17 protein-coding genes and 4 tRNA genes are annotated in these 17,420 nt (G+C 57.4%); 13 read left to right on the top strand and 8 right to left on the bottom strand.

Going from position 1 to position 17,420, the window contains the following annotated elements; all coding sequences use genetic code 11:
* The first annotated feature begins 18 nt into the window (after positions 1 to 18).
* The 3 genes from BN3544_RS03705 to BN3544_RS03715 all read left to right on the top strand — a co-directional run bounded on the left by BN3544_RS03705 (position 19) and on the right by BN3544_RS03715 (position 501).
* Positions 19 to 94: transfer RNA gene (locus tag BN3544_RS03705), tRNA-Gly, on the top strand.
* 182 nt (positions 95 to 276) lie between these two features.
* Positions 277 to 352: transfer RNA gene (locus tag BN3544_RS03710), tRNA-Gly, on the top strand.
* 75 nt (positions 353 to 427) lie between these two features.
* A tRNA-Cys gene (locus BN3544_RS03715) sits at positions 428 to 501 on the top strand.
* 39 nt (positions 502 to 540) lie between these two features.
* Here the strand turns inward: BN3544_RS03715 and BN3544_RS03720 are convergent.
* Both BN3544_RS03720 and BN3544_RS03725 read right to left on the bottom strand, forming a co-directional pair.
* Entirely contained in the window at positions 541 to 1,326 is a 786-nt protein-coding gene (locus BN3544_RS03720; protein ID WP_019428831.1) for a hypothetical protein, read from the bottom strand.
* Positions 1,323 to 1,856, bottom strand: coding sequence for a hypothetical protein (locus BN3544_RS03725; protein ID WP_019428832.1), 534 nt, complete (start codon positions 1,854 to 1,856; stop codon positions 1,323 to 1,325). The genes BN3544_RS03720 and BN3544_RS03725 overlap by 4 nt, the downstream gene beginning before the upstream one ends.
* 128 nt (positions 1,857 to 1,984) lie before the next feature.
* On the opposite strand from BN3544_RS03725, the gene BN3544_RS14345 reads away from it, so the two are divergent.
* The 5 genes from BN3544_RS14345 to BN3544_RS03745 all read left to right on the top strand — a co-directional run bounded on the left by BN3544_RS14345 (position 1,985) and on the right by BN3544_RS03745 (position 4,770).
* On the top strand, positions 1,985 to 2,155 hold the full coding sequence (locus BN3544_RS14345) for a hypothetical protein (protein WP_019428833.1): 171 nt from the start codon (positions 1,985 to 1,987) through the stop codon (positions 2,153 to 2,155).
* A 128-nt stretch (positions 2,156 to 2,283) separates the two neighbouring features.
* Positions 2,284 to 2,676, top strand: coding sequence for an MAPEG family protein (locus BN3544_RS03730; RefSeq protein WP_019428834.1), 393 nt, complete (start codon positions 2,284 to 2,286; stop codon positions 2,674 to 2,676).
* A gap of 39 nt (positions 2,677 to 2,715) precedes the next feature.
* Positions 2,716 to 2,808: transfer RNA gene (locus tag BN3544_RS03735), tRNA-Leu, on the top strand.
* 19 nt (positions 2,809 to 2,827) lie between these two features.
* On the top strand, positions 2,828 to 3,457 hold the full coding sequence (locus BN3544_RS03740; protein ID WP_026036451.1) for a DUF6806 family protein: 630 nt from the start codon (positions 2,828 to 2,830) through the stop codon (positions 3,455 to 3,457).
* Positions 3,458 to 3,468: 11 nt separating this feature from the next.
* On the top strand, positions 3,469 to 4,770 hold the full coding sequence (locus tag BN3544_RS03745) for an MFS transporter (protein ID WP_019428835.1): 1,302 nt from the start codon (positions 3,469 to 3,471) through the stop codon (positions 4,768 to 4,770).
* Here BN3544_RS03745 and murI read toward each other — a convergent pair whose 3' ends face one another.
* Genes murI through BN3544_RS03760 form a run of 3 tightly spaced genes read right to left on the bottom strand, consistent with a single transcriptional unit; the run spans position 4,771 to position 7,871 of the window.
* On the bottom strand, positions 4,771 to 5,622 hold the full coding sequence (murI, locus tag BN3544_RS03750) for a glutamate racemase (protein ID WP_019428836.1): 852 nt from the start codon (positions 5,620 to 5,622) through the stop codon (positions 4,771 to 4,773).
* A 44-nt stretch (positions 5,623 to 5,666) separates the two neighbouring features.
* The gene (locus tag BN3544_RS03755) at positions 5,667 to 7,220 is read right to left on the bottom strand and encodes a fumarate hydratase (protein WP_019428837.1); all 1,554 of its coding nucleotides are present in this window, start codon (positions 7,218 to 7,220) and stop codon (positions 5,667 to 5,669) included.
* 39 nt (positions 7,221 to 7,259) lie between these two features.
* Entirely contained in the window at positions 7,260 to 7,871 is a 612-nt protein-coding gene (locus tag BN3544_RS03760) for a TIGR00645 family protein (protein WP_019428838.1), read from the bottom strand.
* Positions 7,872 to 8,039: 168 nt separating this feature from the next.
* Between BN3544_RS03760 and acs the strand changes: the two genes are divergently transcribed.
* Entirely contained in the window at positions 8,040 to 10,001 is a 1,962-nt protein-coding gene (gene acs, locus BN3544_RS03765) for an acetate--CoA ligase (RefSeq protein ID WP_019428839.1), read from the top strand.
* A gap of 99 nt (positions 10,002 to 10,100) precedes the next feature.
* On the opposite strand, the gene BN3544_RS03770 is transcribed toward acs, so the two are convergent.
* Positions 10,101 to 11,906 carry a gamma-glutamyltransferase family protein gene (locus BN3544_RS03770; protein ID WP_019428840.1) on the bottom strand — a complete coding sequence of 602 codons (1,806 nt, stop codon included), beginning with the start codon at positions 11,904 to 11,906 and terminating at the stop codon, positions 10,101 to 10,103.
* A gap of 137 nt (positions 11,907 to 12,043) precedes the next feature.
* Positions 12,044 to 12,802 (bottom strand): 3-hydroxyacyl-CoA dehydrogenase, encoded by a 759-nt coding sequence (locus tag BN3544_RS03775; protein ID WP_019428841.1) that lies wholly within the window; start codon positions 12,800 to 12,802, stop codon positions 12,044 to 12,046.
* Positions 12,803 to 13,044: 242 nt separating this feature from the next.
* On the opposite strand from BN3544_RS03775, the gene cfa reads away from it, so the two are divergent.
* Entirely contained in the window at positions 13,045 to 14,214 is a 1,170-nt protein-coding gene (gene cfa, locus BN3544_RS03780; RefSeq protein WP_019428842.1) for a cyclopropane fatty acyl phospholipid synthase, read from the top strand.
* 10 nt (positions 14,215 to 14,224) lie between these two features.
* Here the strand turns inward: cfa and BN3544_RS14065 are convergent, their stop codons facing one another.
* Positions 14,225 to 14,353 (bottom strand): DUF3149 domain-containing protein, encoded by a 129-nt coding sequence (locus tag BN3544_RS14065; RefSeq protein ID WP_019428843.1) that lies wholly within the window; start codon positions 14,351 to 14,353, stop codon positions 14,225 to 14,227.
* 126 nt (positions 14,354 to 14,479) lie between these two features.
* Between BN3544_RS14065 and BN3544_RS03785 the strand changes: the two genes are divergently transcribed.
* From BN3544_RS03785 to ahpF, 3 genes are all read left to right on the top strand, one after another.
* Positions 14,480 to 14,902 carry a DUF423 domain-containing protein gene (locus BN3544_RS03785; RefSeq protein WP_081499340.1) on the top strand — a complete coding sequence of 141 codons (423 nt, stop codon included), beginning with the start codon at positions 14,480 to 14,482 and terminating at the stop codon, positions 14,900 to 14,902.
* 143 nt (positions 14,903 to 15,045) lie between these two features.
* Positions 15,046 to 15,609 (top strand): alkyl hydroperoxide reductase subunit C, encoded by a 564-nt coding sequence (gene ahpC / locus BN3544_RS03790; RefSeq protein WP_019428845.1) that lies wholly within the window; start codon positions 15,046 to 15,048, stop codon positions 15,607 to 15,609.
* A 192-nt stretch (positions 15,610 to 15,801) separates the two neighbouring features.
* Complete coding sequence (gene ahpF, locus BN3544_RS03795) at positions 15,802 to 17,364, top strand: alkyl hydroperoxide reductase subunit F (RefSeq protein ID WP_019428846.1); 1,563 nt, start codon at positions 15,802 to 15,804, stop codon at positions 17,362 to 17,364.
* The last annotated feature ends 56 nt before the right edge of the window (positions 17,365 to 17,420 follow it).

Below are 17,420 nucleotides of genomic sequence, written 5' to 3' on the forward strand. Positions count from 1 at the left end.
TGCCAAGTTCACTGAAATGCGGGAATAGCTCAGTTGGTAGAGCGCAACCTTGCCAAGGTTGAGGTCGCGAGTTCGAGTCTCGTTTCCCGCTCCAAACATTGAAAGAAGTACCAATATCTTTCAGCAAAAAGGGAAGCATATGCTTCCCTTTTTTGTTGGTTGGTTCGAAAAACGGTGCCCTCAAGTTCGGCGTTTCGATTGACCAAGAACATGGTTTTTTGATACTTGGGATGGAGAAATCTTCATTTTCTCGTTGTATAATTTGAGGCTTAGAATGCGGGAATAGCTCAGTTGGTAGAGCGCAACCTTGCCAAGGTTGAGGTCGCGAGTTCGAGTCTCGTTTCCCGCTCCAAACATTGAAAGACATTCCATCGTCTTTCAGAAAAAATGGGAAGCACCTGCTTCCCATTTTTGTCAGCATGACTCTGGCGCGATAGCAAAGCGGTTATGCAACGGATTGCAAATCCGTCTAGCCCAGTTCGACTCTGGGTCGCGCCTCCAGATTAAAAGCCGCTACTGCTTCATGCCGTAGCGGCTTTTTTACCATTTGGCAGCCGAACAATACAAAATGGCCGGGAACGTGGCGATCCAAGCCCAGAAAAACCGGTTGAGGCCGAAAAACACGAACACCATAAAGTGGAAGAGGGTCGCCACAGCGCAAAACAGCCAGGCCAGTCGAACATCTAGCAGCGCGATTGGAAAGCAGCCTTCCCAAACCGTAAATGACCAGGAACAGATCCTGGCTATCGTGGGGTTCCTGAAAATGCTTTGGGCAGGCAATGGGCCATAGACGCCGGTGTCTAAAAAGAGCGTCATGGCGTGGCCTGACCGCCACTCTGGGCGTAGCAGCTTGACCCAGCCGGAGACGAAATACGAGCTGATCGTTTGCAGGCTGATGTACCAAAATCCGGCTCGCCAGCCCAGAGGACTGTCTGTCATGTTGCCCACGATGTGCGCCAGCAAGAGTCCTGTGATGGCGACCAGGGTCATGAAGTCGCTGCCGCCATTGAACGCCCCGCGCCAGCGCAAAAGCAAGAGCATCGCGATCAAAAACAGCAGCAGGGCGCCTATCAATCCGATGTGCCCCAACATCAATGCCATCGCGAGCGCCAGACGCAAGCCCAGCAATGCTTTGTAGGGGCGTGGCTGGAACAGCTTGTTCAGACAAAATTTAATCCAGGCAGGGCGTGCGGGAATTTCTTGTTGAAGAATCGGCCAGACGGCCACACGGTCCAGTGACTGCACACGCAGGTATTCAAGCGTTTGCAGCAGCAGGCTCCAGCCCAGCAGAACTTCAAAAATGCGAACGGCCAGTGTCAAGCTCATGTGGGTATTTCTGGCGATTGCAGCATGAGATGGCTACTTTGAGTTCCAGGCATTTCCATTCGCACTTCAAATTGGAAAGCCGAAAGGTCGCGTAGCGGTTCTTCGGTCATCATGGGGCGATCACCCCATTGGCCGCCTGCAATGGCTTGCCTGGCTAAACGACTGACCAACTGGTAAGTCACCCGTTGCCGAATGTCTGCGCCATCGGGCAAGTCGTTGATGTCGTTGGCCAGGTGATCAACCAGGTTTTGGTGGGTGAGCGCCAAGTTGACGGCCGGGTTGTGGACAAGATGCAGCGGTTTGAGAGGCAACCTTGGATAAACCAGGCGCCAGCCGGACCAGTTGCCCATTTTTGATTGGCCACGAACATACAGGCGAGGGGTGAGGTTGATGCCGTGGTAGAACTTCCAGTTTGGAAAAAACGCGCGAAAGAAAAAAAGCCAGGGTCCTTCAATGCTGCCCCCGCGTTTGCGAAGGGTGATCGCCAACAAGGCGAAATAGGCCACGATCAACAGGGGAGTGAAGTCCATGTGGCCAGTTTATCGCCTGTTCAATGGCCAAAGCCATGCGGATCGATGTCAACTTGACGCGATCACCGCTCAAAACAGTGCATTCTTGTGGCCTAATATCGCTTTGCATTATTTATCTGGAGCCATAGATGGGCAACAAAATCGTTACCGAAGCAGATCGTAAATTCACCGCACCCCTGCCTGCATTGCCTGGCGTGACTTTGCCCACCCATGGCCGCGGTCAGCGAGTGAGTTTGGAGCGTGGTGTTTCCACCCGCAACAAGAAGAACCCCGGCAAGCGCTCCAAAAAAGGCGGCTGATTGAACGGACCTGGTGTGAGCCGGTTCTTTAATGCCCAAAGCCACTGATCTTCAGTGGCTTTTTTGTTGGTTCGCGCACAACGAGTTGTTAGGCGATCCGTCTTTGTTAATCAGAAATGTGAGATGCAATGGTGATTTCCTACGCCTGTGTTTTGATCGCTGGCTTGATGCCTGTGTTTTGTGCGGGCATTGCCAAGGCGGGCGCCAAGGGCTATGACAACCACGATCCCCGTGCTTGGCTGGCACAGCAAAGCGGCTTCAGGGCGAGGGCCAATGCCGCTCAGGCGAACTGCCTGGAGGCCTTTCCATTTTTTGCCGTTGGCTTGGTGTTGGCGCTGCTGACGGGTGTCGATCCTTTCGTGGTCGATTCGTTGGCGGTTCTTTTTGTGGCGGCGCGAGTGGCTTATGTCGCTTGCTATCTGGCAGACAAAGCCTTGTTTCGGTCTATTTTCTGGGCTGTTGGCTATTTCAGTGTGATTGCTTTCTATGTTTTAGCCATGCAGAACTTGCAGCTCAATTGAGCCGAAAAATCGTTTTTATCAAGGCACAATAGAGCCTATGCCCCGGTGGTGAAATCGGTAGACACACCGGACTTAAAATCCGTTGCTTCGTGAATAACGGGCGTGCCGGTTCGATTCCGGCTCGGGGCACCACCGTTACAAAAGCACCATCATGAAAAACGACAACGCACCGCTTGAAATTCATGTGCATGGTGATGTGCCGATCAAACCCGGCACCGACATCCAGGCGATTCAGGAAGCGCTCAAGCCGCTTTGGCGTTATGCAGGAACTCGCAGTCTGAGCGAAGGCTCACCCAGTCTTTACGAGGAAGAACCCGGCATCCGTTTTGATGCGGGCTTGCACCGTCTGCAAATGTGCTGGACGGTCCGAGGTGACGAAGACTTTCGCATGGTCATGGAAGACTTGTGCATGAACCTCAATGAGTTGTCTGCTGCAGGCACTCAGATTGAGGTCACTTTTTACGACACCGAATTTGACGACGAAGACGAAGCCAGTGGTGCTGAATCGCGTGATGATTTTGTGATGCTGTTTATCGGCCCAGATCCAGGCGCGATCATGCAAGCTCAGCGCGACTTGTTGATTCACGATGTGGTGAACATGATGGAGCGTCATTTTGATGGCTCCGAGTTGTCTGGTGTCGTGGCCGAAATCGACAAGTTGTTCAGTCAGCGTTTTGACAATTTGGTCAGCTCACTTGAGTTGGGCAAGCCGCCCAGAGGTTCGGGCGGCAACAGCAGCGGCCATGGCGGCGGCGGTCGCCGCCCAAGACACCTTCACTGAAAGCCCCATTCATGACAGCCTTGTTCTCGCGCGAAGCTCTTAACCCAGGTGTTCGATTGCGTGAGGTGTTTGGCTGGGCGATGTACGACTTCGCCAATTCTGGCTACACCACCGTGGTGATCACCGCTGTGTTTGCAGCCTATTTTGTCGGGGGCGTGGCGGGTGGCGCACCTTGGGCCACGCTCGCTTGGACATCGGCCCTGAGTATTTCTTATCTGATCGTCATGCTGACCATGCCGGGGCTGGGTGCTTGGGCAGATCGTGTGGCGGGCAAAAGGCGTTTGCTGATGTGGGTCACTGCGGGCTGCGTGATCAGCACGGCGGCATTGGCCTTGGTGGGACCGGGACAGGTGGCTTTGGGTTTGCTGATCTTGGTGATCTCCAACACATTCTTTTCTTATGGCGAGTCTTTGACTGCTTCTTTTTTGCCCGAACTGGCCCAAGCCCAAGCCATGGGCCGCGTCAGCGGTTGGGGTTGGGCTTTGGGCTACATCGGTGGCATGCTCACGCTGGGTGTCTGCTTGGCCTATGTCTTGGCAGCGCAAGCGCGGGGTGAGACAGGCGCTCAATTTGTGCCAGTAACCATGTTGATCACTGCCATGGTTTATGGCGTTGCGGCTTGTGTGACTTTCGTCTTGATGCGTGAGCACGCCAAACCCCAGCCAGACGCGCCTGTTGTGGGCATGCTGGCAAGTTTGCAAGGTTTGGCTCAAACATTCCGCGACGCCCGCCCTTACAAAGATTTCATCCGGCTGATGGCCTGCGCGGTGGCCTATCAGGGCGGTGTGGCGGTGGCCATTTCGTTGGCGGCCATTTACGCCGAACAGGTCATTGGGTTTCAAGCACAAGAGACCATGGTTTTGATCTTTGTCCTGAACATCGCAGCCTTTGTGGGCGCTTTTGTGTTTGGTTACGCCCAAGACCGGATGGGCCATAAGTTGGCCTTGTCCTTGACATTGCTGGGTTGGATATTGACCTGTGTGATCGCGGCTTTGTCGAGCACCAAGGAGGTGTTTTGGTGGGCTGCCGCCATTGCGGGCATCTGCATGGGCTCGAGCCAGTCTTCTGGTCGGGCTATGGCAGGCCTGATGGCGCCACCTGAGCGTTTGGGCGAGTTCTTTGGTCTTTGGACTTTTGCGATCCGTCTGGCCAGCATCGTCGGGCCCTTGAGCTATGGCCTGATCACTTGGCTGAGCGGTGGCAATCAACGTCTGGCCATTGGCTCGACCTCTCTCTTGTTTGTGTTGGGTCTGGTTTTGCTTATGCCCGTCAACGTGGCCCGTGGACGGCGCATGGCGTTGGGGCAAGACTGATCAAACGTGTGCGTCTGCCCGCCGGCAGACAGCATGCGGTAGACCCAGCCAGCGTTGTGCTGCCGCTTGCAGGCTGGCCAAGTCACCATTGCTCAGCAGGCTGATGCGGTTGGCCAAGGCGTGTGGGCCAGGGCCGCTGCGCAGCAGGGCGGCTGCCTCCAGCAAGCGCCGCGTTTGCTGCGCCACAGGCTGTCCGGTAGATACCAACTGCACCTGAGGTCCGAGCAATTTGTGCAGAGCATTTTCGGCAAATACATAGTGGGTGCATCCCAGAACCAGCGTGTCCATCTGGCCGGGGGCTTGTCCGAAATCACCCATCTCATGGGTATAGGTTTGCAGCAATTCGGTGATTTGCGCAGTCGAATGGGCACCCAGCGTCAGATGGGTGCTTTGCTCGATGGCCAGCGCCAGTCCATCGCAGGGCTGCACGGTGAACCGGGCTTGGTCTTCGAGGCTGGTCAGTAGGCGATGGAATTTTTCACTGCCCAGCGTACCCCGTGTGCCAATGACCCCGATATGCCCAGTCTGGCTGATTTTTAAGGCGGGTTTCAGTGCCGGCTCGACACCAATGAGGATCAGGTGCGGGTGCTGAGTGCGCAACTCATGAATGGCCGCCGCCGTGGCTGTGTTGCAGGCCACCACCAAGGCTTTGATGTGGTGCCGTTTGATCAGGTGTTCTGCAATGGCCAGGCTGCGCTGGCGTACGAACAAATCGGTTTTTTCTCCGTAGGGCGCATGACCGTTGTCAGCCCAATAGACAAAGTGTTCGGCAGGCAGAGCAGCCAGCAGAGATTGCAAGATGCTCAGTCCGCCGATGCCGCTGTCAAAAACGCCGATGGGTGATTCAGTCATGGATCAGGCGAGCGCGATGGCTTGTGGCCACCGCTGCTTCACATTCAGGCCGCAGTCACGCCAATGCCCTTGAACTCGCCTGTGGCGATGCGCTTTTGCCATTCGGCCGGACCGGTGATGTGGGCGCTGGTGCCGCCCGCGTCCACCGCCACCGTCACGGGCATATCGACCACGTCAAATTCATAGATGGCTTCCATGCCCATGTCGGCAAATCCCACCACCTTGGCGTGCTTGATGGCTTTAGACACGAGGTAAGCCGCGCCGCCCACGGCCATCAGGTAAGCCGATTTGTGCTTCTTGATGGCTTCGATGGCGACCGGTCCGCGCTCGGCTTTGCCGATCATGGCAATCAGGCCTGTTTTAGCCAGCATCATCTCGGTGAAGCCGTCCATGCGGGTGGCTGTGGTCGGGCCTGCGGGTCCCACCGCCTCGTCGCCCACGGGGTCCACTGGACCCACGTAATAGATCACGCGGTTGGTAAAGTCCACCGGCAGGGGCTCGCCCTTGGCCAACATGTCCTGGATGCGTTTGTGTGCGGCGTCTCGGCCTGTCAGCATCTTGCCGTTGAGCAGCAAAGTCTGGCCAGGTTTCCAACTCGCGACTTCGGCGGGCGTGAGAGCGTTCAAGTCCACGCGTTGGCTTTTCTCGGTGTCGGGTGTCCAGTTCACGTTGGGCCACAGGTCCAGCGATGGCGCTTCGAGGTAAGTGGGGCCAGAGCCGTCGAGCACAAAGTGCGCGTGGCGGGTGGCCGCGCAGTTGGGGATCATGGCCACGGGCTTGCTGGCCGCGTGGGTGGGGTACATCTTGATTTTGATGTCGAGCACGGTGGTCAGACCGCCGAGACCCTGTGCGCCAATGCCCAAGGCGTTGACCTTGTGATACAGCTCCAAGCGCATTTCTTCGACTTGGTTGAGCTTCTCGCCTTTGCTGGATTTCTCGAGCAATTGGTACATGTCCAAGTCGTCCATCAGGCTTTCTTTGGCCATGAGCACGGCTTTTTCAGCGGTGCCACCAATGCCGATGCCCAGCATGCCAGGCGGGCACCAGCCTGCGCCCATCGTGGGCACGGTTTTGAGCACCCAGTCGACGATGCTGTCGCCGGGGTTGAGCATGATCATCTTGGATTTGTTTTCGCTGCCGCCGCCTTTGGCTGCAACGGTCACGTCGACTTTGTTGCCAGGCACGATCTCGGTAAAGATCACGGCGGGTGTGTTGTCCTTGGTGTTTTTGCGGTTGAAGTGCGGGTCAGCCACCACAGAGGCACGCAGGGTGTTGTCTGGGTGGTTGTAACCACGGCGCACGCCTTCGTTGACGGCGTCGTCCAAGCTGCCGGTAAAACCGTCCCAGCGCACATCCATGCCTACTTTCAGGAACACGTTGACGATGCCGGTGTCTTGGCAGATCGGGCGATGGCCTGTGGCGCTCATCTTGCTATTGGTCAGGATTTGAGCGATTGCGTCTTTGGCGGCCGAGCTTTGTTCGCGCTCATAGGCCTTGGCCAAGTGGGCAATGTAGTCGGCCGGGTGGTAGTAGCTGATGTATTGCAGCGCGGCGGCGACGGATTCGATCAGGTCGGCTTGTTTGATCACAGTGGTCATGGTGAGGAGGTCCAGTGGCGGGTCAAAAAATGAGGGAATTCAATGGCCGGATTTGTCGTGGTGAGACATCAATCGGTCGGCATAGGCGATGGCGATCGCGCTGAGCAAAAACGCGATATGGATCACGGTTTGCCACATCAACACTTTTTCGTCGTAGTTGGCGGCGTTGATGAAGGTTTTGAGCAAGTGGATCGAGCTGATGCCGATGATGGCCGTGCCCAGCTTGACCTTGAGCACCGAGGCGTTGACATGGTCCAGCCATTCGGGCTGGTCGGGGTGACCTTCGAGGTTCAGGCGCGAGACAAAAGTTTCGTAGCCTCCCACGATCACCATGATCAGTAAGTTGGAGATCATGACCACGTCGATCAAGCCCAGCACAACCAGCATGATCACGGTTTCATTGAGCGTGGTGATGGGGGCCGTGGTCTTGTAACCAATGCCGTTGATCAGTGCTTGAAGCGCTGTCTGGCTGCCAAAGACGGCTTCGAGCAAATGCACCAGTTCTACCCAAAAGTGGAACACGTACACGGCTTGCGCTGCGATCAGGCCCAAATACAAAGGCAACTGCAGCCAACGGCTGGCAAAGATGAAGCTGTTCAAAGGACTCAAAGTGCTTTTTTGTGAGGGGGAATGTTTGGGTGTGGGCTTCATGAATTTCGTTGGCGGTAGGCGACTTCAAACAAAATGCGATTTTAGGCGGTAGATCTTTGGTCCCATAACTGGTTTGTGCAAGCCTGCTGTCAGTCAGTGCTTTGTAAGAGCGAAAGCAGACATTTGCACCAGTTTCAAAAACGTCATGTCATTGAGGAGACAAATCAGATGAGCGCTAACATTTACCAACCCAGTGCAGACTTCGTCAAGAACGCCCACGTCGCCGGCATGCCCGCCTACGAAGCGCTGTGCAAAGAAGCTGAAACAGATTACCAAGGCTATTGGGGTCGATTGGCCAAAGAGCTGATCACCTGGAAGACCCCCTTCACCCAAGTGCTGGACGAGTCCAACGCGCCATTCTTCAAGTGGTTCGAAGACGGCACCTTGAATGCTTCTTACAACTGCCTGGACCGCAACGTCGAAAAAGGCCTGGGCGACAAGACCGCTATCATTTTTGAAGCCGATGGCGGCGAAGTGACCAAGATCACTTACAGCCAACTCTTGGCCAAAACCTGCCAATACGCCAACGCCCTTAAATCTCTGGGTGTCCAAAAGGGCGACCGCGTGGTCATCTACATTTCGATGTCGATTGAAGGCGTGGCCGCCATGCAAGCCTGCGCCCGCATTGGTGCGACCCACTCGGTGGTGTTTGGGGGCTTTTCGGCTCAATCGCTGCGTGACCGCATTGAAGATACTGGCGCTGTGGCCGTGATCACCGCTGACCACCAAGTGCGTGGTGGCAAGCACCTGCCCCTCAAATCCATCGTCGACGAAGCCCTCAACCTGGGCGGCTGCGACAGCATCAAAAACGTCTTGGTCATCAAGCGCAGTGGCAATGACATCGCCATGACCGCCGGCCGCGACTTGTGGATGGCCGACTTGGCCGACAAGCAAGCCACCACCTGCGAGCCAGAGTGGGTGAGCGCCGAGCATCCTTTGTTTTTGCTTTACACCTCCGGCTCGACCGGCAAACCCAAAGGCGTGCAACACAGCACCGGTGGCTATTTGCTGCACGCGGCCTTGACCACCAAGTGGACGTTTGACCTGAAGCAAGATGACGTGTTCTGGTGCACCGCCGACATCGGATGGGTCACTGGCCACACCTACATCACCTACGGCCCTCTGGCCCTGGGCGGCACCGAAATCGTGTTCGAGGGCGTGCCCACTTACCCGGATGCTGGCCGCTTCTGGAAGATGATCCAAGACCACAAAGTCTCGATTTTCTACACTGCGCCCACCGCCATCCGTTCGTTGATCAAACTGGCTGAAGCCAACGACGCCGTGCACCCCAAGAGCTATGACCTGTCCAGCCTGCGCTTGCTGGGCTCGGTTGGCGAGCCGATTAACCCCGCCGCGTGGGAATGGTATTACCAGCACGTGGGTGGCAGCCGTTGCCCGATTGTGGACACCTTCTGGCAAACCGAAACGGGTGGCCACATGATCACGCCGCTGCCCGGTGTGACCCCCATGGTGCCCGGCTCTTGCACACTGCCGTTCCCAGGTATCCAGGCCGCCATCGTCAGCGAAACAGGCGAAGACATGCCCAATGGCCAAGGCGGTATTCTGGTCGTCAAGCGCCCATGGCCTTCCATGATCCGCAACATCTGGGGCGATCCTGAGCGCTTCAAGAAGAGCTACTACCCGGACGACTTCAAGGGCAAGTACTACTTGGCTGGCGACGGCGCGATCCGTGACGAAAAGACCGGGTACTTCACCATCACTGGCCGCATTGACGACGTGCTGAACGTGTCGGGTCACCGCATGGGCACCATGGAAATCGAATCCGCCCTGGTTGGCTGCACCGAGCTGGTGGCTGAAGCCGCTGTGGTGGGCCGCCCTGATGACACCACAGGCGAAGCCATCTGTGCATTTGTGGTGCTCAAGCGCTCATTGCCCAACACCGAAGAGGGCAAGGCGATTGCCAAGCAACTGCGCGATCACATCGCCAAAGAAATCGGCCCCATCGCCAAACCCAAAGACATCCGCTTTGGCGAAAACTTGCCCAAGACCCGTTCCGGCAAGATCATGCGTCGCTTGCTGCGCTCGCTGGCCAAAGGCGAAGAGATCACGCAAGACATCTCCACCTTGGAGAACCCTGGCATTCTGAGCCAGTTGGGTCAGGCTTACTGATCTGACCCGTCATGCCGGACTTGAGCCGGCATCCATGCAAAAAGGCAGCTCAGGCTGCCGTTTTGCTTTCTGGTTTTGAGGGCTGTGTGGGTTGGTGATTCAGTCTCCCAACACCACACCCTCACGGCGTGGGTCAGCGCCACCAAACCAGCCTTGAGGTGTGCGCTCAATGGCCTGCAGGCCGCTGGTCATGTCCATTTCACGAACTTCATGACCTCGGGCTTTCAACGCATCCGCGGTGCTGGGTGGAAAGCGTTTGGCCTCTAGCAGCGTGGGGCCATTGAGTGAGCCAAAGTTGGGCAGACTGACGGCTTGCTGGGCGTTCAGGCCCCAGTGCAGCGTGCCCGTCAAGAGTTTGGCCGTGTAGTGAATGATGAGTGCCCCGCCCGGGCTGCCGCCGCTCATGACCAACTGCCCTGTGGCTTTGTCGAACACCAGCGTGGGCGACATGGACGAACGTGGACGTTTGCCGGGTTCGACCCGGTTGGCCACGGGCCGCCCTTGCGCGTCGGAGGGCACAAAGCTGAAGTCGGTCAGTTCGTTGTTGAGCAAAAAGCCGCCGGTCCGTGTGGGGTTGGTCGTCACCATGCGGCGTGAGCCAAATGCAGCTTCGATGGTGGTGGTCATGGCTACCGCCCGGCCTTGGGCATCGACCACGCTGATGTGGCTGGTGCCGTATTCGGCTTGCGCAGGCATGGGTGCCAAGCTGGTGGGGGTGCCGCCTGGCTGTCCGGGAATAGCCACTTTCATCGACTGGCCTCCGATCAGTTGGCTGCGTTCGCGCAAATAGTCTGGGGCCAGCAAGCTGTGCCAATCGCCAGCGGGTGCACGCACAAAGTCGGGGTCGGCCACGTACTGCGCCCGGTCGGCAAAGGACAAGCGCGAGGCCTCGGTGTAGCGGTGCAACCAGTCGGGTGAGGGCAATCCGTCCGCAAATTCGGCACCCTGAGCGCTTGTGTTGGCCAGCACGCCCAAGATCTGCCCAATGGCGATCTGGCCCGATGACGGCGGTGGAAAACCACAGATGCGGTACGCGCGAGACTGCGCGATGTGATCGAAGCACAAGGCTTCACGTTCACGGGGCTGGTAGCTGGCCAGGTCTTGCAGGCTCAAACTTCCGGGGCGTGGCGCGGCTTGTGTGCGCTGAACAATGGCCTGGGCCACAGGCCCTTCGTGCAGTGCAAAGCTGCCTTCGCTGGCGATGCGGCGCAGCACATGCGCGTATTCGGGGTTGCGCAGCACATGGCCCACAGGCCATGCCTGACCTTGTGCGTTGTAGAAAAAACGCAGGGCCAGAGTGTCATTTTTCAGGTGTGGATCGGCTTGCAGAAGGGTGTGCAGGCGCGGACTGACCTTGAAACCCTGCTCAGCCAGGGCGATGGCGGGCGCGAATAACTGCGCCCAGGGCAGCACGCCGTGCTGGCGGTGCACGGCTTCCAGCATGCGCATCGCGCCGGGCACGCCCACGGAATGGCCACTCAAGACCGCATCCTCAAACAGAAGGGGCTTGCCGTTGTCACCCACAAACATATCGCTTTTGGCACCTGCCGGGGCGGTCTCGCGCCCGTCGTGCGCCGTGACTTTTTGGCCATCAAAGTGGAGCAAAAAAGCCCCGCCGCCGATGCCACTCGACTGCGGCTCCACCAAACCCAGCACCAGCTGCACGGCTATGGCGGCATCCAGCGCCGAACCGCCCGCTCTCAGAATCTGGTGCCCTGCATCGGTGGCCAGCGGGTTGGCTGCGGCCACAGCCTGCCGCGCATAGGCCCAGCCGGGTTTGTCGGTGCTACCAGAGGCCGCTTCGGGTTGCTCGGGCACGCTGTAGCGCCATGGGCTGGCGGGCGGGGCGGTGCAGGCACTCAGGAGCAAAAGACAAATCAGGCTGAATGGCAGGGTTTTTTCCATGTGTTCTCCGTGACAGGAACATGCTATCGGTAAATTTCCCTGATAGCCAGCAAGCCTGGACTGCAAGCCATTGTTTGCAGCGCTCACACAAAACAACAGGCCTCGCAGGGCCTGTTGTTTTTGAAAGCGGGTTTAGCTCACTTGGGTGCCAAGCGAATGGCCCCGTCCAAGCGAATCACTTCGCCATTGAGCATGTCGTTTTCGATGATGTGCTTGGCCAACTTGGCGTAGTCCTGGGGCGTGCCCAGGCGACTGGGGAAGGGCACGCCTGCAGCCAGCGCGTCTTGCACTTCTTGGGGCATGCCAAACAGCATGGGGGTGCCGAAGATGCCGGGGGCAATGGTCATGTTGCGGATGCCGTTGCGGGCCAGGTCGCGGGCAATCGGCAGCGTCATGCCGACCACGCCGCCTTTGGATGCGGCATAGGCGGCTTGGCCGATCTGGCCGTCATAGGCGGCCACGCTGGCCGTGCTGATCAGCACGCCGCGCTCGCCCGTGGCTTCGGGCTCGTTTTTGCACATGGCTTCCGATGCCAAGCGGATCATGTTGAAGGTGCCGACCAAGTTGACCATGATGGTCTTGGTGTACACGGCCAGGCTGTGCGCACCGTTTTTGCCCACGGTTTTTTCGGCCGGAGCGATGCCCGCGCAATTGACCAGGCCCATGAGTTTGCCCATCGACACCGCTTGGGCCACCACGGCTTGGCCATCGGCTTCGTTGCTGACATCGCACTTGACGAACGCGCCGCCCAGTTCTTTGGCCACAGCCTCGCCTTTTTCGGCCTGCATGTCGGCAATGACGACTTTGGCCCCATGGGCCGCCAGCATGCGGGCGGTGCCTTCGCCCAGACCGGATGCGCCACCTGTGACGATGAAAACTTTGCCTTGAATGTCCATATTGAGCTCCTGAATTTGATTGACGTTACGTCAACGTCAATTATGCCCATCCGGCGTCCATATTCGGCATGCATTTTCGGCATCCATATTCAGCAGGCCGAAAGACCCGCGACAAAGCACTCCGGCTAATGGTTTTGGGGTAGTGCATTACTTGGAAGCTTGAATACCCAATCGTGCTGCGGCCCACTAGCATGAACTTTATCCCGACCAACACGGCCGGGCCATCCTTTCAGGAGAGTCGCATGGGTTCAGGTATCGCTTGGTCAACACAGTCGCTGTTCAGTACCGACGACAACTGGCGCAGGGCATCTCAGTTGTTGGCCACCGCCGACATTCGGCTTGGGGGTGGCAGACCCTGGGACATGCGCGTGCACCATCCGGCCACCTTTGACCGCATCTTGACGCAGGGCAGTTTGGGTTTGGGTGAGAGCTATGTGGACGGCTGGTGGGACTGCAACCAGCTCGACGAATTCATTGCCCGCATTCTGCGAGCGCGGCTGGACGAGCAGGTTGGCCGTGCCGGCTGGCTTTGGGCTTCGCTCAAGGCGCGCCTGACCAACCTGCAATCCCAAAGCCGGGCCTGGCAGGTGGGTGAGGTGCATTACGACTTGGGCAACGATTTGTACGAAGCCATGCTCGACCCGAACATGGCCTACAGCTGTGGCTACTGGCCCGTAGCGCAAACCTTGGCGCAGGCGCAAGAGGCCAAGCTGGACCTGATTTGTCAAAAGTTGCAGCTCCAGCCAGGCATGCGTTTGCTGGACATTGGCTGCGGCTGGGGCAGTTTGATGTGCTTTGCCGCCAAGCATTACGGAGTGCAGTGCGTGGGGCTGACTGTTTCGAAAGAGCAAGCCCGCTTGGGTGCACAAAAATCGGGTGATTTGCCAGTCCGGTTTGCGCTGTTGGATTACCGGCGCTTCAACCCTGACGGTGAACAACGCTTTGACCGCATTGCCTCAGTGGGCATGTTCGAGCATGTGGGCCACAAAAACTACCGCACTTACTTTGACATGGCACGGCGCAGCTTGCGTGACGATGGTTTGTTTTTGCTGCACACCATTGGCAAGAACCGGTCGGGGGCGGGCATTGACCGTTGGATTGAAAAATACATCTTCCCCAATGGGGTCTTGCCGTCGTCATCGGACCTTGCTCTGGCCAGCGAAGACCACTTCGTCATGGAGGACTGGCATAACTTTGGCGAAGATTACGACAAAACCCTGATGGCTTGGAATGCCCGATTCGAAGACGCTTGGCCCTCACTGCAAGACCGTTATGGCGAGCGTTTTTACCGCATGTGGCGTTATTACCTGTTGTGCTGTGCGGGCACCTTTCGAGCCCGAGACAACCAGCTTTGGCAAGTTGTTTTCTCGCCCAATGGCCATACTGGTGGCTACCGCAGACCATTGCTCTGAGGTCGCATTTTTATTCGTTGTGGTTCATTTTGTGCACGAACATGCGCAAGAAAAAAGCGGCCATGAGCAGCATGAACACGATCACGCCCAAACTCATCAAACCATAATCGGTCGAAAACAGGTCAATCAGCATTTTCATGGGGCATCCTTGAATTGGTTTGGGTAATTCACTGTGCGCCAAAAGGCTCGCGAAAGCTCTGATCAAGGTCAAGAGTTTGAGATAAAGGCGTGCTCCAATACGCTTTCTTGTTTCCGACTGATCCCCATGAATTTGAACCCGCAGCATTCCATACCCTTGCACTCGTCCGCCCGAATTTTCTTGTCTCTGGGTGCCCTGAGCGCATGTTCCAGCGTGATGTTCAGTGCGGCATTTGCGCATTTGCCTGTGTTCGCGGGCGGTGTACCGGCCATGGTGCAAACCGCGCTGACCCAGCAACAGTTCCATTCGTTGGGCTTGGTGCTTGTGGGTTTGGTCAGCGCTTGCTTTGGCGTTTCGCGGTGGCTGCGAGCCGCTGGTTGGCTGATGCTCGTGGGCTTGCTCTTGTTCAGCTTCAACCTGTATGCACGCCATGTGCTGGGTTTTGACGCGCTGCGGGCCATGGTGCCTTGGGGTGGTGGGGCCTGGATTTTGGCTTGGCTGTGTCTGGCACTTGGGTTTGCTGCCGGACCGGCCCGAAATGCCAAGTAGCTATTTAGGGCTGACGCAGCTGAAGGTTTTGCCTATCGGTTTCATAGGAACTATTCATGACTCGTCGACTTGGGCTGCATTATGATTGCTACCAATGAGTTTTCTCATTCGATAGATTTTTTAAACCAACCAAAGGAAACACCATGTCCCTGATCAACACACAAGTTCAGCCCTTCAAAGCCCAAGCTTTTCACAACGGCAAATTCATCGAAGTGACCGAAGCCAGCCTCAAAGGCAAGTGGAACGTCTTCATCTTCATGCCCGCCGCTTTCACCTTCAACTGCCCCACCGAAATCGAAGACGCGGCCGACAACTACGCTGCTTTCCAAAAGGCGGGCGCTGAGGTGTACATCATCACCACCGACACCCAGTTCTCGCACAAAGTTTGGCACGAGACCTCGCCTGCCGTGGGCAAGGCCAAGTTCCCATTGGTCGGCGACCCTACACACGCATTGACCCGCGCATTTGGCGTGCACATTGACGAAGAAGGCTTGGCACTGCGCGGCACCTTCATCATCAACCCCGAGTTGATGATCAAAACCGTGGAGATCCACTCCAACGAAATCGCCCGTGACGTGTCTGAGACCCTGCGCAAGCTGACCGCTGCCCAGTACACCGCCGCCAACCCCGGCCAAGTGTGCCCCGCCAAGTGGAAAGAAGGCGCCAAGACTTTGGCTCCTTCCATCGACCTGGTCGGCAAGATCTAAATCTCGATCGGACGCCCTGTTCAATCAGGGCGGTCTTGAGCCAACGCCCTGCTTTGCAGGACGTTGAGCGCAGCCCATTCAGGTCACAAGCCTGCCGTGGGCTGCCCTCAACGATTCCCACCAACCCCTTAAAAATCGGCCCCGTCACAAGCGAGGGTCTGGGATTTTTGTAGCCTGAAACCGGAGAAAACCATGCTCGACGACACCCTCAAAGACCAATTGCAGCAATATTTGGCCTTGCTGCGCCAGCCGATCCGCTTGATCGCTTCGCTGGACGACAGCGAAACTGGCATCGACATGAAGAGCCTGCTGGAGACCATCGTCAGCCTGTCTGACAAGGTCACTCTGGACACTTCGGGCCATGACAGCCGCAAGCCGTCTTTTGTCGTTGCCCGCGATGGGCAAACCGAGGGCGTGCGTTTTGCCGGTCTGCCGCTCGGGCACGAGTTCACCTCGCTGGTGTTGGCGCTGCTTTGGACTGGTGGCCACCCGCCCAAAGTCGAGCAGGATGTGATCGACAGCATCAAGGCCCTTGATCCTGGTACTCAGGGTGACTTCAGCTTTGAGGTTTACATGTCCTTGTCTTGCCACAACTGCCCTGATGTGGTGCAGGCCTTGTCTTTGATGGCGATCATGAACCCCAAGGTCAAGACCGTGGTGATCGAGGGCGGTGCGTTTCAGAAAGAAGTGGAAGAGCGGCAGATCATGGCCGTGCCCATGGTGTTTTTAAACGGCAAAGTCTTTGGCTCCGGTCGCATGTCTGTTGAAGAAATCGTGGCCAAGTTGGACACCAACGCTGGGGAGCGTGAAGCCGTCAAGCTCAACGCCAAAGACGCATTCGAGGTTTTGATTGTGGGAGGTGGCCCTGCAGGTGCTGCGGCTGCCGTGTACGCCGCACGCAAGGGCATCCGCGTGGGCGTGGCCGCCGAGCGCTTTGGCGGCCAGACTAACGACACCATGGCGATTGAAAATTACATCTCGGTGCTGGAGACCGATGGCCCCAAGTTCGCCGCCGCGCTCGAAGCCCAGGTGCGCCACTACGGCGTGGACATCATGAACCTGCAACGTGCCGACAAATTGATCCCCGCAGACGCAGACGGTTTGGTGCAGGTGCAGATGGAAAACGGCGGGACACTCAAGGCCAAGACCGTGATTTTGTCCACAGGAGCCCGCTGGCGAAATGTGAACGTGCCCGGCGAAGCCGAGTACAAAAACAAAGGCGTGGCCTATTGCCCGCATTGCGATGGTCCTTTGTTCAAGGGCAAGCGCACGGCGGTGATCGGCGGCGGCAACTCGGGCATCGAAGCGGCGATCGATTTGGCGGGCATCGTCGAACACGTCACGGTGATCGAATTCGCTGAGCAATTGAAAGCCGATGCGGTGTTGGTTAAAAAGTTGCACAGCCTGCCCAATGTGACGGTGCACACCAACGCCCAGACCACCGAGATCACCGGCGACGGCAGCAAGGTCAACGGCATCCGTTACAAAGACCGCACAACCGGCACCGAGCACCATGTGGAATTGGCGGGTGTGTTTGTGCAAATTGGCCTGGTGCCCAACACCGAGTTCCTCAAAGGCACGGTCGAGCTGAGCAAGTTTGGCGAAATCGTGGTAGACGCCAAGGGCCACACCAATGTGCCTGGCGTGTTTGCCGCCGGTGACTGCACCACCGTACCGTACAAACAGATCGTGATCGCTGCAGGCGAGGGCGCCAAGGCCGCACTCAGCGCTTTTGACCACCTGATCCGCTCTTGATTTTTTAGACGCACAAAGAAAAACCGGACCTTGAGTCCGGTTTTTTCATGGCTACT

The sequence above is a fragment of the Limnohabitans sp. Rim47 genome (assembly GCF_001517545.1).
Classification (GTDB): Bacteria; Pseudomonadota; Gammaproteobacteria; order Burkholderiales; family Burkholderiaceae_C; genus Limnohabitans_A.

Coding starts and splice junctions, on each gene's coding strand:
- BN3544_RS03775 (WP_019428841.1), bottom strand. CDS start 12,802: ATGGACATTCAAGGCAAAGTTTTCATCGTCACAGGTGGCGCATCCGGT.
- BN3544_RS14345 (WP_019428833.1), top strand. CDS start 1,985: ATGGGCAACAAAATCGTTACCGAAGCAGATCGTAAATTCACCGCACCC.
- ahpF (WP_019428846.1), top strand. CDS start 15,802: ATGCTCGACGACACCCTCAAAGACCAATTGCAGCAATATTTGGCCTTG.
- BN3544_RS03725 (WP_019428832.1), bottom strand. CDS start 1,856: ATGGACTTCACTCCCCTGTTGATCGTGGCCTATTTCGCCTTGTTGGCG.
- BN3544_RS03755 (WP_019428837.1), bottom strand. CDS start 7,220: ATGACCACTGTGATCAAACAAGCCGACCTGATCGAATCCGTCGCCGCC.
- BN3544_RS03760 (WP_019428838.1), bottom strand. CDS start 7,871: ATGAAGCCCACACCCAAACATTCCCCCTCACAAAAAAGCACTTTGAGT.
- BN3544_RS03785 (WP_081499340.1), top strand. CDS start 14,480: ATGAATTTGAACCCGCAGCATTCCATACCCTTGCACTCGTCCGCCCGA.
- BN3544_RS03730 (WP_019428834.1), top strand. CDS start 2,284: ATGGTGATTTCCTACGCCTGTGTTTTGATCGCTGGCTTGATGCCTGTG.
- BN3544_RS14065 (WP_019428843.1), bottom strand. CDS start 14,353: ATGAAAATGCTGATTGACCTGTTTTCGACCGATTATGGTTTGATGAGT.
- BN3544_RS03720 (WP_019428831.1), bottom strand. CDS start 1,326: ATGAGCTTGACACTGGCCGTTCGCATTTTTGAAGTTCTGCTGGGCTGG.
- BN3544_RS03745 (WP_019428835.1), top strand. CDS start 3,469: ATGACAGCCTTGTTCTCGCGCGAAGCTCTTAACCCAGGTGTTCGATTG.
- cfa (WP_019428842.1), top strand. CDS start 13,045: ATGGGTTCAGGTATCGCTTGGTCAACACAGTCGCTGTTCAGTACCGAC.
- BN3544_RS03770 (WP_019428840.1), bottom strand. CDS start 11,906: ATGGAAAAAACCCTGCCATTCAGCCTGATTTGTCTTTTGCTCCTGAGT.
- BN3544_RS03740 (WP_026036451.1), top strand. CDS start 2,828: ATGAAAAACGACAACGCACCGCTTGAAATTCATGTGCATGGTGATGTG.
- ahpC (WP_019428845.1), top strand. CDS start 15,046: ATGTCCCTGATCAACACACAAGTTCAGCCCTTCAAAGCCCAAGCTTTT.
- murI (WP_019428836.1), bottom strand. CDS start 5,622: ATGACTGAATCACCCATCGGCGTTTTTGACAGCGGCATCGGCGGACTG.
- acs (WP_019428839.1), top strand. CDS start 8,040: ATGAGCGCTAACATTTACCAACCCAGTGCAGACTTCGTCAAGAACGCC.